The 14,094-nt window shown below is 66.7% G+C and carries 13 protein-coding genes; 6 read left to right on the top strand and 7 right to left on the bottom strand.

Annotated features, from left to right (window positions below; all coding sequences use genetic code 11):
* The first annotated feature begins 131 nt into the window (after positions 1-131).
* From NE2_RS12010 to NE2_RS11985, 6 genes are all read left to right on the top strand, one after another.
* Positions 132-1,136, top strand: coding sequence for a zinc-binding dehydrogenase (locus NE2_RS12010; protein WP_063026002.1), 1,005 nt, complete (start codon positions 132-134; stop codon positions 1,134-1,136).
* 125 nt (positions 1,137-1,261) lie between these two features.
* A complete protein-coding gene (locus NE2_RS12005; RefSeq protein ID WP_063026001.1) occupies positions 1,262-2,617 on the top strand; it encodes a DUF445 domain-containing protein in 1,356 nt (451 codons plus the stop codon).
* 53 nt (positions 2,618-2,670) lie between these two features.
* Positions 2,671-3,462 (top strand): TIGR03084 family metal-binding protein, encoded by a 792-nt coding sequence (locus NE2_RS12000; RefSeq protein WP_063026000.1) that lies wholly within the window; start codon positions 2,671-2,673, stop codon positions 3,460-3,462.
* 355 nt (positions 3,463-3,817) lie between these two features.
* Positions 3,818-4,627: a hypothetical protein gene (locus NE2_RS11995; protein WP_063025999.1), complete on the top strand. Its 810-nt coding sequence runs from the start codon at positions 3,818-3,820 to the stop codon at positions 4,625-4,627.
* A 225-nt stretch (positions 4,628-4,852) separates the two neighbouring features.
* A complete protein-coding gene (locus tag NE2_RS11990) occupies positions 4,853-5,389 on the top strand; it encodes an SRPBCC family protein (protein WP_063025998.1) in 537 nt (178 codons plus the stop codon).
* Between the two features lie 10 nt (positions 5,390-5,399).
* Complete coding sequence (locus NE2_RS11985) at positions 5,400-6,029, top strand: ribonuclease H family protein (protein ID WP_063025997.1); 630 nt, start codon at positions 5,400-5,402, stop codon at positions 6,027-6,029.
* A 189-nt stretch (positions 6,030-6,218) separates the two neighbouring features.
* Here NE2_RS11985 and NE2_RS11980 read toward each other — a convergent pair whose 3' ends face one another.
* The 7 genes from NE2_RS11980 to NE2_RS11950 all read right to left on the bottom strand — a co-directional run bounded on the left by NE2_RS11980 (position 6,219) and on the right by NE2_RS11950 (position 14,029).
* On the bottom strand, positions 6,219-7,088 hold the full coding sequence (locus tag NE2_RS11980; RefSeq protein WP_063025996.1) for a hypothetical protein: 870 nt from the start codon (positions 7,086-7,088) through the stop codon (positions 6,219-6,221).
* Positions 7,089-7,149: 61 nt separating this feature from the next.
* On the bottom strand, positions 7,150-8,319 hold the full coding sequence (locus tag NE2_RS11975) for an MlaD family protein (RefSeq protein ID WP_063025995.1): 1,170 nt from the start codon (positions 8,317-8,319) through the stop codon (positions 7,150-7,152).
* On the bottom strand, positions 8,316-9,410 hold the full coding sequence (locus NE2_RS11970) for an MCE family protein (RefSeq protein ID WP_063025994.1): 1,095 nt from the start codon (positions 9,408-9,410) through the stop codon (positions 8,316-8,318). The genes NE2_RS11975 and NE2_RS11970 overlap by 4 nt, the downstream gene beginning before the upstream one ends.
* Positions 9,407-10,495, bottom strand: a complete 1,089-nt coding sequence (locus NE2_RS11965) for an MCE family protein (RefSeq protein ID WP_063017374.1) — start codon at positions 10,493-10,495, stop codon at positions 9,407-9,409. The genes NE2_RS11970 and NE2_RS11965 overlap by 4 nt, the downstream gene beginning before the upstream one ends.
* Positions 10,492-11,499: an MCE family protein gene (locus NE2_RS11960; protein WP_063025993.1), complete on the bottom strand. Its 1,008-nt coding sequence runs from the start codon at positions 11,497-11,499 to the stop codon at positions 10,492-10,494. Before NE2_RS11960 ends, NE2_RS11965 begins: the two co-directional genes overlap by 4 nt.
* Positions 11,496-12,527: an MCE family protein gene (locus tag NE2_RS11955; protein ID WP_063025992.1), complete on the bottom strand. Its 1,032-nt coding sequence runs from the start codon at positions 12,525-12,527 to the stop codon at positions 11,496-11,498. The genes NE2_RS11960 and NE2_RS11955 overlap by 4 nt, the downstream gene beginning before the upstream one ends.
* On the bottom strand, positions 12,527-14,029 hold the full coding sequence (locus tag NE2_RS11950) for an MlaD family protein (RefSeq protein WP_063025991.1): 1,503 nt from the start codon (positions 14,027-14,029) through the stop codon (positions 12,527-12,529). The genes NE2_RS11955 and NE2_RS11950 overlap by 1 nt, the downstream gene beginning before the upstream one ends.
* Positions 14,030-14,094 lie beyond the last annotated feature (65 nt).

Here is a 14,094-nt window from a genome sequence, read left to right as displayed (position 1 = left end):
TCCCCGAAGCCCGGAGAGTCGCCCGGCGCCCGCAGTCCTGCCGTACGCAACTCCGAACGAAGCCGCGATGACGGTGCGATACTCGACCGGGCCCGCGGGTCCGCCCGCCCGATCCAGAGGAGTAGCCCGACATGCTGGCCGTACGCCTTCACCTGGGACCACAGCGCCGACTGGAACTGGATGACGTGCCGACGCCGGAGCCGGGTCCCGATCACGTCCTGGTCAAGGTCGAAGCGGCGGGGGTCTGCCTGTCCGATGTCCATCTCATCGACGGGACGCTGACCCCGGTAATGCTCTCCGGTGACGTGGTGACGCTCGGTCACGAGGTCGCGGGCACCGTCCACGCACTCGGGCCGGATGTGACGGGCGCGAAGGTGGGAGATCGGGTGCTGCTGCAGGCCGGCGAACGACGCGGCGGCGCGGTCTTCACCCGCGGAGTCGACTACGACGGCGGGTGGGCGGAATACACCCTGGCCCGGGTCGACACCCTCGTACCCATTCCCGACGATCTGCCCTTCGAGCAGGCCTGCTTCATCCCCGACGCGGTCTCCACGCCGTGGGCCGCGATCACGGCGACCGCCCAGGTACGGCCCGCCGAACCGGTCGGCGTCTGGGGTGTGGGCGGCCTCGGCGCCCACGGGGTGCAATTGCTGCGCATGGTCGGTGCGGCGCCGATCGTGGCGGTGGATCCGCTGCCGGCGGCGCGGGAACGGGCGCTGAGTTTCGGTGCGGATCTGGCCGTCGATCCGGCCGATCCCGAACTGCGAGCACAGATCTTCGCCGCGACCGGGGGCGCCGGCTTGGCGGCCGCCTTCGATTTCGCCGGAGTGGCGGCGGTGCGCGAACAGGCCGTCACCTGCCTGGGACCGGGTGGGCGACTGGTTCTGGTCGGCCTGACCGACAAGCCGATCACGATCACCGGGGGCATCGGTTTCAGCTTCTTCCAACAGCAATTGCGTGGACACTACGGCTCGCAGCCCGAACACGTCACCGAACTGGTGACGCTGCGGCGGCTGCACCGTCTCGATCTCGCCCGCTCGGTCAGCGCGGTGCTGCCGCTCTCGCAAGCCCCGGACGCGGTGCGGGCGCTGGAAACCAAACAGGGCAATCCGATTCGACTCGTCCTGCGCCCCTGAACGGGGTGCGTTTGCCCCGCCGACCAGGGCAAGTGCCGCCCCGCCGCATTGACACGCTCTGGTCCCGGTGAGAATGTGGGGTCCCAGTCAACTCGCAAGTCCGCACGGCGCAAGGGGGATCCACGATGGCGGTAGTCGCCGGCGGTGTGTTCATCGATTGGGAACAGCTGACCGGACAGTCCAAATTCGTCGTGGATCTGATCACCTTCCCGATCTTCAGCGCGGTGGCCGGCTGGCTCACCAACTGGACCGGCGTGCTGATGTTGTTCTGGCCGTTGCAATTTCGCGGCGTCCGGATTCCGGGATTGCAGGTGCTGTATCCCTATTTCCCACGCCGGGTGCAGGTGCTGCCGACGTTTTCCGGCGACGGTAGACAACTCGGCTTCCAGGGCTTCATCCCCGCTCGCGCGGAGAAGATGGCCAGCATCTGCGTGGATATGGCGATCATGCGGATCGGCAGCCCGCGCGATTTCATCCACGAACTCGATCTGGAAGGTATCGCCGACTACATCGCCGACCGCGCGCACGAACAATTGCAGCAGATCGTCGACGATGTGATGTACCGCGAGAATCCGGAACTGTGGCGAGCCGTACCGCGCCCGGCGAAACAGATTCTCTATCAGCGCATCGACCGCGAACTGCCGAAACTGTGCCGGCGCGGATTCGAGCAACTCGGTGACAATGTCGACCACCTCATCGACATCAAGAGTTTCGTCATCCGCTATCTGCAGGCCAATCCGGAGATCCTCGAGGATCTGACCACCACGATCGCCGCGCCGGAGCTGCGGTTCATGGTGCGGATCGGCCTGCTCGGCGCTCCGTTCGGCGTCCTGCTGGCGCTGTACATGCATGTCCACTCCGACATTCCGGTGATCGGCTGGCTCCCGGGATGGCTGGTGGTACTGGCCGCGGCTGCCACCATCGGCGTGCTCGTGAACATGATCGCCATCAAGATGGTGTTCGAGCCGGGTGATCCGCAGCCGCGCTACAAATACCTCTGGCGGCAGGCGCTGCTGGCCAAGCGGCAACCGCAGGCCGCCGACGACCTCGCCCAGATTCTGGCCTATCAGGTGCTGACCCTGCCGAATCTGGCGGCGGAACTGCTGGACGGACCCAACGGGGACAAGACCCGTCAGCTCGTGGAGCATCTGATCGCCGACGAGATCCGCACCCAGCTGGGACCCACGCGCTCGGTGGTGCGCGCCGCCTTCGGCGCGCGGCAGTTCGACAACCTGCAGGTCGGCGCCGCCGGGGCCGCGGTGAGCCTGGCGCCGAGCCTGGTGCAGGACGAGGCCTTCGCCTTGGACCAGGCCAAGAAGATCGACGAATTCGCCGCGCGGAAACTCAAGCAGCTCACGCCCGGTGAGTTCATGGAGATGTTCTACGCCTCGGTCGAACAGGACGCCTGGCTGCTGTATCTGCACGGCGCGGCACTGGGCCTGCTCGTGGGCGGCGTGCACCTGCTGATCTTCGGCTGGTGACAAACAAGCACGCATGCTTGCATTTTTTTCGGGGCGTTGCCATGCTTTCGGTCATGGCTGACCTAGAGGCGCTGCTCGACGACTTCGAGGCCGAATGCGCGGACCTGGACCGGCTGGTCGCGCCGCTGGATCCGGTCGGCTGGGCGCGGGAGACCCCGGCCCCGGGATGGACCATCGCCCACCAGATCGCCCATCTGACCTGGACCGACGAGGTGTCGGCGATCGCGGCGACCGATGCCGAGGCCTTCGCCGAGTTGCTGCGCGCGGCGACCACGAAGATCGCGACCTTCGTCGACGACGCGGCCGCCGAGGTGGCGACCACACCGGCGCCCGAACTGCTCGAGCGGTGGCGCCGGGGCCGGGCCGGTCTGGCGAAGGCGCTGCGCGCGGTGCCCGCCGGCACGAAGTTACCCTGGTTCGGACCGCCGATGAGCCCGATGTCGATGGTGAGCGCGCGGTTGATGGAGACCTGGGCCCATGGTCAGGACGTCGCCGATGCGCTGGGCGCGGCGCGGACGCCGACGGCGCGCCTGCGCAATATCGCGCATATCGGCGTGCGGACCCGCGATTTCGCCTATACCGTGCACGGCCGCCAGGCCCCCGCGGAACAGTTCCGCGTCGAGCTCACGGCACCGGACGGGGCGGTCTGGAGCTGGGGTCCCGAGGATGCCGCGCAGCGAGTGAGTGGTTCGGCGTTGGACTTCTGCCTGCTGGTGACGCAGCGCCGGCATCGTGACGATCTGCCGTTGGTGGCGACGGGAACCGACGCCGAGGAGTGGCTGACGATCGCACAGGCCTTCGCCGGGCCCCCGGGATCGGGGCGCGAGGCCGGCCAATTCGCCTGAAAGTTTCCGGTTCGAGCGGGCGAGCGCCGACTCAGGGTGCGACGTGCTTGTGGCCGACCGGACGCCGTTGGCCGGAGGACTTCGAGATCGCAGCTCGAAGTTGACGCTCGCCAGCTTGCTGGGGTTACCCGGCGTCGCTCCGGCGCAAACCTTCGCGCCGATCGGCGGCGGGCGGCGTACCGGCACGGACCGAATGGGGTGAACAGCGGTTTTCACGCCGCTACGCCCGCTGTTGTGATCTTGACCGCAGGCCTCGGAATCCCCTGCGCCAGGCAGTAATCTGGACGTGCGTACGACTTTCAACGGTGCGGGTCGGCCACGAGGGGAACCAGGGGAGAGGGAAGGACGCACCGCTATGGCTCAGTCCGCGCAGTCCCGGTCCACCGGCCAAATTCTGCAACACACCGCTGTCGTGCTCGCCGGAATGGCGAGTATCGGCCTGACCGTCGCCGCCGGAACCTATGTCGTCAACCAGATCGGCGGCGCGGGCCTACCGGCCGTCATCGGCTCCGGCGAGCGAGGCGACACGCTCGTCCCGGCGCCCGACACCCGCCGGTCCGACACGTCGTCGAACACCGGTCCGGCCACCACAGGTTCGTGGGCGGCGGCTGCGGCGTCACGCCGCCTGCCTGCCTTCGCGGCCGACGCCGCGGCGACGCCGGCACGTCTCGTGCCCGAACCGGCGGATCGCTCACCGAACACCGAAACATCCTCGGCGACAACCGGTCCCGGCGGCGTCGGGGGCCGCCTGAACCTCGTCGGCGAAACCTACGTCGGGGCGAATCTGTCCAGGACACAACAGCATTCGTTCGCCGTCACCGTCGACACGAATGTGCCGTCGGTACTGGGCGCGAACGGCTCCCCGGACCAACGGCCGGGCACCGCACCGAATGCGGTGACCGAGTTCCGTACCGACGTCGACGTGCACAGTGGTGAGTTCAGCGTCGCGATGAGCGATCCGCTGCTGGGCCGCCACGACGTTCAGGTCCAGCGGCACGCGCGGCCGGCTCCGGTGCCGTCGCGCCATCCACAGCCGATTCCCGCGGACCCGGCCGGCACCGATTCGGCGGAACCGACGGTGGGCCCGGCGACCACGGCGGCAGCCGGTTCGCCCACCGCGGCAGCCGGGTTGACCACAGCGCCACCGGATTCCACGCTGGCATAGCGTTTCGACAGCCTCCCGGCCGGGTACCGTCAAGGTGCCTGGCCGGTTGTCGTCTGTGCCCGCTCCCGTCGAGCACACTCGAAACGTACTGGTCGTTTGCCGCATTTGTCCTCGTCAGCGGTTATCCGCCACTCGACGTGCGGAGCGCACGTTATTCCCCGGTAACCGTTTAATAAAAAGGAATTCTGTAGTATTTTTGTGGCAAGCGTGGAACAGGGAGGGCCTATGGGCCACATCAGGTACGCGAGCGACGTCGGGGCTCCGGTGGAGGTCGCATTCACGTACACCGACAACCATCTGTTCGTCCCGGATTGGATGTTCGGCATCGCAGCGTTCGAACCGGTCGGCGAGGCCGGCCACGGACCGGGTGCGGTCTACGCGGCGACGTTCCGGCTCGGGCTGTGGCATCCCACGGTCGACTGTGAGATCACCGAATACCGCCGCAACGCGGTCATCGGGTACACCCTGCGCAGGCGCCGGCCGGGGAAGGTGGCGCCTGCGCAGGACTCCGCCGCGTCGTCGCAGGAGCTCGAACCCGCACCCGCGCTCGCCACACTGACGCTGCGATTCGATCCGCTCGGCTACGGCCGGTCGGTGCTGACCTCGGAGGCGGACTACCCGCCGGCGCGCGGCTGGCTGGCCCGTCCTGCCGCGAAGGCTATCGATGCGCTGGCCCAGGCGGCGGTGCGGCGCAGCGAAACGCAATTGCGCAGGGAAATCGAAGAATTCCACGGCACGGATCTTGTCGGCCGGATTGCGTAGGGTACCGGTCATGATCATCGTGAGCACCGACGGATCCTGCCTGCGCAATCCCGGCGGCGCCATCGGCTGGGCGTGGGTCAATCATCAGGGCAGTTCGGCCAGCGCCGGCGCGGCCTCCGGCACCAACCAGGTGGCCGAGCTACGCGCGGTTCTGGAGGCGATTCGGGCGCATCCCGGTCCCGAACCGCTGTTCATCGAGAGCGATTCGCTGTACGCGATCAAATGTGCGTCGGAATGGCTACCGAGCTGGCGGCTCAACGGCTGGCGCACCGCCACCGGCAGCGCGGTGAAGAATGTGGAGCTCGTCCAGTGGATCGATCACGCGATCGCCACTCGCCCGGGGCCGGTGCGGTTCCGCTGGGTGCGCGGGCACGTGGGCAACTACTACAACGAACAGGCCGACAAACTCGCCGGTGAGGCCGCCCGCGCCGCCGCGGGCCGGGCCGATGCGACGCCGAACGGTATCGACGATCTCCCGCCGTTGCCGACCGCGGTTCGGCCCCCCGCCGCAGTCGCCGAGACCATGTCCGACACCGCCGCGACGACGCCGCTGACGGTCGTCGTCACCGACAAGCCGGCGTCCCGGCCGAAACGCGGCCGCGCGACAGCCGAAACCGCGGACGCCCTCACCCTTTTCTGACCGGGCACGCGTCAGACCAACCGAATGGCTTCCGGCGGTGGTGGGTCGGCCCACCGCCGGAGGCGCCCGGTTGCTGCCGCCTCGGCCGCCGGACCCTGCCGTTTCCACCGCCCGAATTGGCCCTCGAACGCGTTCCGGCCCCGCGACGGAATTGTCGCGGGGCCGGAAAGTGTTGTGCTGTAACCGGATTCAGTTACCCGGCTGCGGAGCTGGTGCGGGCTGCGCACCGCCGTTGGCCTGCGGGCTGGTCCCCGGGGCCGCCTGCGCACCCGGCGCCGGACCGGACGGACCCATTCCCTTGGTGACCGGCGAGTCGAACTTCGCGACCAGCCACTTACCGTCGTGCTTCTCCATCTGGGCCACGCCCGGGATGGTCAGCTTGTCCGGCTGCGGAACGGCCTGGTTGGTCTGCTCCTGGGTGATCACCAGCACCACGTTGGCCTGGCTGTCGTTGCCGGATTCCCACGCGCAGTGGATCTCGTCCAGCTTCGACTTGGCCTGCACGCTGACCATGGCCTGCTTCAGCGTGTCCGAGGCGCCGCTGAAGAACTTGCCCCACTCACCCGTCGAAAGATCGTTGACGCTCTTGAAGTAGGCGTCGAGATCCTTCGAGTCGTAGCTGGCCACGGCCTTGCCGAAATCGCACGCCGCCTTGGTCGAGTCATCGCGTGCGGAGAGCTGATCCTCGCGATTGTCGGCCTTCAGATAGAAGACCACCACCGCGGTGACCGCGGCCACCAGCAGCACACCGGCAGCGAAAGCCGCAACGATCGGAACCCACGGAGTGCTCTTCCCGGAGGAAGGGGCGCTCGCCGGCGCCGGGGCCGCCGACGCGACGGCCGGCGCATCGGCCGAGGTCGGGCCCGCGGTCCTGAGCTTCACCGTTTCGTCCGCGTCGGCGGCCTTCGCGGTATCGGCACCCTTGGCGGCAGCAACCGACGAGTCCGACTCGAACTTGACCGTTGCGTCCGCGGCGGTGCTGTCTTGCGCCGCGTCGACCTTCTCGGTCGACTCGGCATCGTTGTTCGCCTTGTCCTTGGCGGTGTCGTCATCGGACATGAATCGATCTGTCACCTTCCCGGCATGTGGAAACCACGCCGTATGTTTCGGGCCACTCTACTTACCGCACCGGCTTCGGGGTCCGAGCGTTCGGATCGGCACCCGACGGCATCTGCGCTCCGTTGTTCGGAACGTCGGGCCGCGGCGCGTTCGCCGAACCACGAATCTGCTGGTCCGGAGGTGCGTTGGTGCAATAGTTGTACTTCGGGAACGTCCCGTCGGTCGCGACATACGGTGCGACCGGCGCGTGCGAGTACTGGCAGAACGGGCGCGGCCAGATATCGAGGATCGTATAGAACTCTCCGTCGTGGGCCGGCACCCCCATCGCCGAACTGCCGACGACCAGCGACGGGAACAGCGCCCGCAGCGCCGGCAGCCGCAGCTGCGCCGCCTTGGTGACGGCCACGAAGTTGGTCGCGAGGCTGGTGATCGGATCGGTGGTCTCGTCCAGCGTGGCGCCCAGCGACTTCATCTGCGCCGGGGCCTGGTCCAGCACCTTGCGCAGTTCGTCGTTGGCGTTGTTGAACTGGGTGAACAACGTCGACGAGTTCTGCGTCAGGGTGCTCAGATCGGGCTGCGCGTTCGACGTGGTGGACGCGATGGTGCGCAGGTTGGTGAGCAGGTTGGTGGTCTGCGGCAGCAGATTGTCCAGACCGGCCGTCACCAGGCTCAGCGCATCGACCATGTCCCGCAGCTGATCCGGTCCGCCGCTGAGCGCGGTGTCGAATTCGGTGAGGATGGTGCTGAACCGGTCCGGGTCGATCTGGTCGAAGAACCCGCTGGCGTTCTCCAGCACCGCCGACACAGGCGTCGGGGTCTGCACCTTCTGCGGGTCGAACGGGATCACCGAACCGTCGGTGAGGTACGGACCCTTGTCGCTTTCGGGCTGGAAGTCGATGTACTGCTCACCGGCGGCCGAGAGGGCGTGCACGACGACCTGCGTGGCCTTCGGAATCTTGTACCGGGTATCGATCTGGGCCTCGGCCGCGATCGAGGCGCCGCGATTCGCCAGCTTGATCGAATTCACCTTGCCGATGCGGAATCCGCGCAGCGTGACGTCGTTGCCCGGCTGCAGACCGCCGGAGCGGTCGAGTGCGACCGTGACCGTATAGGTGCTGCGCAGCGGATTGATCCGCATGACGCTCACCGCCAGATACGTCGCGCCCACGACGAAGGCGATCACCAGTCCGATCGTGGACAGCAGCAGTTTGTGTCGCAGCAGCCAGCTCATCGGTGGCCCCCTGTCACTCGGCCGTAGACGATCTGCAGCACCTGGATCAGACTGCCCGCCATGTCCTGCAGATCGCGCAGATCCCAGAACTTGCTGTGCGGCGGGTCGGTGAGCAGGCCGATATCGAGCTGGGTCAGGGTCGCGGCGACGGCGAGGGTGTTGCCCTTGAACGAGGCGTCGACCTTCGGCCGGATCTCGTGCAGTGCGTCCAGCGCCGGACCGAGGTCGTTGCCGGCTCGCGACAGCGCGTCCATCAGCTTGTGCACGTTCTCGAGCAGGCTCGCCAGCTGATCGTGGCTGGTATCGGCGTAATCGCCGAGCGCCGCGCTGGTGGTGGAGATCTTGCCGAGCAGATCACCGATCTGCTTGTTGTTCTCCGCGATGGCGCCGATCATCTGCGGCAGCGAATCCGCCACCTGACCCAGCTGGTCGTGATTGGCCTCGATGGTGTTGGTCAGCGAGTCGAAGCCGTTGAGCGTGCTGTCGATGCGCTCGCTGTTGGCATGCAACGTGGTGACCACACTCGTCATCTGCTTGATCAGGCTCGCGAGCTGATCGGGCCGGCCGCCGACGATCGAATCCAGTTCCGAGGTCAGCTTGGTCAGCGCGGCCACGCCGCCGCCGTTGAACAGCATCGAGACCGAGAGCAGCAATTCCTCGACGGTGGCGCCGGCCGAGGTGTGGTCGATGCCGATGGTGTCGCCGTCCTTCAGCATCGGCGTGGTCTCGTCGGACTTCGGCTTCGACAGCGCCACGAACACATCGCCCAGCGGAGTGGCCTGGCGCAGTTCGGCGGTGGAATCGCGCGGCAGCGTGATGTCCTTGCGGACGTTCATGTCGACGATGGCCTGATAGTTCTTGGTCGAGATGTGGGTGACCACACCGACATCGGAACCACCGATCTTGACCTTGGCCTGATCGGGCAGGTTGAGCGCGTTGGCGAAAATCGCGTGCAGGGTATAGGTCTCACCGGACTGCCCCGGTTTGGGCAGCGGCAGACTCTCCACGGTCAGACCGCAGCCGGAGGCCGCCACGGCCGCCGAGACGCCGAGTGCGAGCCAGGTGCGCCGCAGGCGCGTCGATACCGTCATTTCGTCAGTCCCAACAGTGCAGCGGACAACCCGAGGTCGGGTCCGAAATCCTCGATCTTGCCGGTCCGGCAGCCGTCGGCCCTCATCTGAATGCGTTCACAGAACAGGCTGACGATCTCGCCGGACAGTGCGGTGCCGAGCACCGCGTGCAGGCGGACGAAGCCGCGGTTGCGGTCCATCGAACGGTCCAGGTTCTGCAGCAGCAGCGGCGCCACGTCGACGGTCTCGACCACGCCGGCCGCGTTCTGCCGCAGCTGGTCGGTGACCTTGGTGAGCCCGGTGAGGCTCTCCGACAACTGGCTCTGGTACTGGCTGAACACGCCGCTGGTGTTGGCCAGGAAGTCGTTGAGCTGATCCAGCGTGGCCTGCAGACCGGGCGCCTGCTCGGCCAGCAACGACGACATCTGGGTGACCTTGTTGCTGAACTCGCGCACCGACTGGTCGTTGTCGGCCAGCATCGAGGTCAGTTCGTTGAGCTTGATGATGATGGTCGAGATGGCGTCCTTGTTGTCGACGCCGACCTTCAACGCCCCCGACAGCGCGTTGAGCGTGTCGCGTATCCGCTCACCCTGGCCGTTGACCATGTCGTAGAGCAGCGTGCCCGACAGTGGTCCCTGGCTCTGGCCGGGCGCCGGCTTCAGCGCGGCGGTGAACTGGTCGATGGTTTTGATCATCGTGTCCAGTTCGACCGGGGTGCGGGTCTGCTGCACCGTGAGGTGCGTGTTGTCCGGCAGCTTGGGGCCGCCGGTGTAGCGCGGGGTCAGCTCGATGTGCCGATTGGTCACGATCGAGGGCGACACGATCGCCGCCGTCACATTCTTCGGGATGTCCACATCGTGGTTCACCGTCATGTGCACCTCGACGAACTCACCCTTGGGGATGATCTTGTCGACCTTGCCGACCTCGAGCCCCAGGACGGTGATCGGATTGCCCTCGAACACGCCGGCGATATTGCGGAAATCAGCGGTGATGTGGGTCGACCCGCCCACCGCGTTCTGCACCGAACCGCAGCTGCCGGCCACCAGTACGGCCGCGCCGATCGCGACCGTCTTGGTGGCGCGGGCCAGCCATTTGTTCAGGATCATCCCTGGCACCCCTCGATCACTCGCGCGAAGCACAACCAGTTGTCCGGGAACAGCCACGGCACACCGACCTCACCGTAGGGGCCGTTGCCGAACACATTGTTGAACTGCCGCAGCGACGCGGGCATGATCGTCAACAGTTTGTCCAGGTTGTCCTTGTTCTTCTGCAGCCCCTGGGCCATGGTGTTCAGCTGTTCGATGGTCGGGCCGAGCTGGTTGTTGTTCTCCGCGCCGATCTGCTGCAGTTGCTTGGTCAGGGTCGCGGTGTTGTTCAACAGTTGCTTGAGCAGCTCCTGGCGTTCCATCACCCGGCTGGCGATGGCCTCGCCCTGGGTGATCACCAGCAGCAGGCTGTTGCGGTTGTCGCCGAGGATCTTGGTGACCTTGTCCAGATCCTTGAGCAGACCGTCGACCTGGTCGCGCCGATCGTTGATGGTCTTGGCGAGCGCGCCGACGCTGTCGAGCGCCTGCGCGGTCAGCTGCGGCGAACCGTCGATCTGGTCGCCGAGCACCTTCAGCGATTCGGCCAGCTTCTCGGTGTCGAGCGCCTCGAACTTCGGGGTGCCGATCTGCACCACGTCGGCCAGGTCGTAGGGAACCTTGGTGTTGGACTTGTGAATCCGGTTGCCCGGCAAGCCCTTACCGTTGCCCGGGTCGAGATCGACGTAGCGCGCACCCAGCAGCGTGGCCATCTTGATGGAGGCGCGGGCGTCGGGGCCGAGCTTCACGTCGTTGTTCACGTGCAGGGTGATCAGCACGTGGTCACCCTCGAGTTTCGCCCCGGCCACCGTGCCGACCGGCACACCGGCGACGTTCACCTTGTCACCGGTCTGGACTCCGGCCGTCTGCACGAATTCCGCCTGCACGTCCTTGGTGCCGACGCCCAGTTTCTTGTAACTGCTGGACACCACGAGCAGCACCACGATGAGGACGGCGCCGATGACGCCGAGCCAGAAGAAGCGGTTGCTCTGGAAACGATTCCTGATTCGCGTACCGAAGGTCGTCATGGGCGGCACACCGCCGAGTGGTTGGGTCCGCCGATCTGGCTGACCAGACCTCGCGGCAACAGCACCCCGTACAGCGAGACGTCCAGCGTGCACAGATACGCGTTGGCGTAGGCGCCGTCGGAGCTGAACTTGCCGACGTTGGCGAGAATGCCCGGCAGGTCGATCGCGGCCTGGTCCAGCTTGGAGCCGTTGTTGATCAGCATGGTCAGCGCCGCGGTGCTCGAGTTCTGCGCGGCCGCGATCTTCGGCTGCACCTGATCGACCATATTCACCAGAGAGGAAGTGGCATTCGCGATCTGGACGGTCGAAGCCTGCAGGGATTGTCCCTGCTCGTAGAGCCCGCCGATCAGCGCGCGAGTCTGGGTCACCAGTGTCTCCAATTCATCACCTCGTTTCGCCAGTCCCGACATCACGCCCGACAGTTTGGTGATCACGTCGGCCAGGATGACGTCGCGTCGCTGGAAGTCACCGGCCAGTGCGGCGGCCTGGGTGATGAACGAGCTCAGCGAAACACCGTCGCCCTGCAGCGCCTGGATGAAGGTGTTGGTCAGGTCGTTGACCTGCTGAGGTTGCAAGGTTTCGAACAGCGGCTGAAAACCGTTGAGCAGACCCGAGATATCGAACGACGGCTCGGTGCGCTCGACCGGGATGGTCGCGTTGTTGCGCAACGCCGAATTGTCGCCCTTGTTGCCCGGCGCCAGCGCCACATAGCGCTGGCCGATCAGATTCTGGTACCGGACAAGGGCTTTGGTGTTGCCGTACACGGTCTGATCGCTCTGCACGATGAACGACACCTTGGCCTGGTGCTGTCCTTCGACCTCGATGTCGGTGACCTTGCCGACGCGCACGCCGGCCATCCGGACGTCGTCGCCCTCCCGTAGGCCCAGCACATCGGTGAAGATCGCCGAATAGCTGTGGGTGGATCCGTTCACGGTGCGCGCCAGCGTATTCCAGATGACCACGGTTACCAGGACCGAGACGAGGGCGAAGATACCGAACCCGATCAGCGGTTTGCGAATTCCTCTCATCAGCTGGCACCGCTTTCGGAAACTTGCAAGGTTCCACCCCTCAGGATCGAGCTCAGCAGCAGATATTCGGCAGTCGTCGGATCCCGGCCGAGCAGCGCGCTCATCGCGTCACGTCCGGTGTAGTAGGCGATCGGCCCCGCAGTGGGCTTCTGCCCGTCCGACGCCGGAGCAGCGGCCGGAGCCGGCTGCGGCGCGGGGGCCGCGGGCGCACCCGGCAGGCCCGGCAGCTGCGGGAACAGACCCTCCAACGGAGTTCCGGCGAACGGGTTGCCCGGCTTGGGCGCCTGCTGCGGAGCTGCCGTCTGCGCGGTGTCACCGGTCGTGACGCCCGGGATGGCGGGCAGGCCCGGCATCGGCGGCAGCTTCGGCAGTCCCTGCGACGCGTCCAGCGTGCGCGGCTTCAGCGCCGGTGTCGGCGGGCCGATATCGGAGACCACCGGGGCGGTGCCACAGCTCGGCCCCGCCATGTCGCCGTAGCGCGGGCAGTCGGACCGGTCGTACGGCTTGTACGGCGTGAAGGTCAGGCCCGCGTTCCAGATCATCTGCTGCTGCGGACCCCAGTGGAAGGTGGTGCTCAGCTTGCGGACCGACGCGTTCAGGTTCGCGATGGCCTGCGGGATCGCGTCGGGGTCCTGGGTGAGCGCCCCGAACATGTCGCCGGTGCCCGAGGTCAGCTGCTTACCGACGTCGGGGTTGCGGGCGAACAGGTTGTTGACCTTGTCGATGGTCGCCGAGGTGCCGGTGATGAGGCCGGCCAGCTCGCTGCGCTTGTCGGCGATGGTCTGCGCGGTCTTCACCGATTCCGACAGCGTCGTCATCAGATCCGGCGCGGACTGGTTGAGCGCGTGGAACGAGGCGGAGAAATCGTTCAGCGTGCCTTCCGGATCCGGCACCGCGGCACGGACCTGGGTGAACCAGTTGTTCAGCCGCTCGACGGTGGAACCGGGTACCCGGCCGCTGCCGTCCAGTGCATAGGACAGGGTGCTCAGTACCCGGCCCAGCTGCATGGGGTCGATCTTGTTCAGGATCGTGCGGACCGTGGTGAGCGTGTCCTGCAGCGCGATGGTGCCCTGGCTGTGGTCCTCGGCGATCTGCGAACCGGCCTTCAGCGAGGCGTTGTCGGGACCGTTGTAGACCAGTTCGACCGAGGTGACGGCGAACAGGTTGCTGGGGACCACGCGAGCGGTGACATTGGCCGGGATATCGGAGATGTAGTCCGGCTTCATATTGATGTGCACCTGCTGCAGCTCGCCCTTGGCGGCCACCGACACATCCTTCACCGCGCCGACCAGCACGCCGCGGAACTTGACGTCGGCCTGCGCGGGCAGGCCGTCACCGGTGGTGGTCAGATTGGCGGTGACCTCCACCTTCGGGTTGAGAATGTAGCCCTTGTAGCGGGCCATCAGCAGCGTCAGCGCGGCGGCGATGACGACGATTCCGCAGACGCCCGCGATGAGCAGCTGCCGCATCGTCGGTCCGCGGCCACTCGGATCGATGATCATATTCAGGCCCCTGTATCCATGCGGGACACCCGCACCCGGTCGGCCCGGCGAACGGGCTTCGCATT

Source organism: Nocardia elegans NBRC 108235, from assembly GCF_001612845.1.
Taxonomy (GTDB): domain Bacteria; phylum Actinomycetota; class Actinomycetes; order Mycobacteriales; family Mycobacteriaceae; genus Nocardia; species Nocardia nova.
The sequence above is the reverse complement of the archived record's forward strand: the minus strand, read 5'-3'. Positions and strand labels throughout refer to the sequence as shown.

Bases quoted from the DNA above. Each gene is read 5' to 3' on its own strand.
- NE2_RS11970 (WP_063025994.1), bottom strand. From the start codon at position 9,410: ATGACGGTATCGACGCGCCTGCGGCGCACCTGGCTCGCACTCGGCGTC.
- NE2_RS12005 (WP_063026001.1), top strand. From the start codon at position 1,262: ATGGCGGTAGTCGCCGGCGGTGTGTTCATCGATTGGGAACAGCTGACC.
- NE2_RS11960 (WP_063025993.1), bottom strand. From the start codon at position 11,499: ATGACGACCTTCGGTACGCGAATCAGGAATCGTTTCCAGAGCAACCGC.
- NE2_RS11955 (WP_063025992.1), bottom strand. From the start codon at position 12,527: ATGAGAGGAATTCGCAAACCGCTGATCGGGTTCGGTATCTTCGCCCTC.
- NE2_RS12000 (WP_063026000.1), top strand. From the start codon at position 2,671: ATGGCTGACCTAGAGGCGCTGCTCGACGACTTCGAGGCCGAATGCGCG.
- NE2_RS11950 (WP_063025991.1), bottom strand. From the start codon at position 14,029: ATGATCATCGATCCGAGTGGCCGCGGACCGACGATGCGGCAGCTGCTC.
- NE2_RS11985 (WP_063025997.1), top strand. From the start codon at position 5,400: ATGATCATCGTGAGCACCGACGGATCCTGCCTGCGCAATCCCGGCGGC.
- NE2_RS12010 (WP_063026002.1), top strand. From the start codon at position 132: ATGCTGGCCGTACGCCTTCACCTGGGACCACAGCGCCGACTGGAACTG.
- NE2_RS11990 (WP_063025998.1), top strand. From the start codon at position 4,853: ATGGGCCACATCAGGTACGCGAGCGACGTCGGGGCTCCGGTGGAGGTC.
- NE2_RS11965 (WP_063017374.1), bottom strand. From the start codon at position 10,495: ATGATCCTGAACAAATGGCTGGCCCGCGCCACCAAGACGGTCGCGATC.
- NE2_RS11995 (WP_063025999.1), top strand. From the start codon at position 3,818: ATGGCTCAGTCCGCGCAGTCCCGGTCCACCGGCCAAATTCTGCAACAC.
- NE2_RS11980 (WP_063025996.1), bottom strand. From the start codon at position 7,088: ATGTCCGATGACGACACCGCCAAGGACAAGGCGAACAACGATGCCGAG.
- NE2_RS11975 (WP_063025995.1), bottom strand. From the start codon at position 8,319: ATGAGCTGGCTGCTGCGACACAAACTGCTGCTGTCCACGATCGGACTG.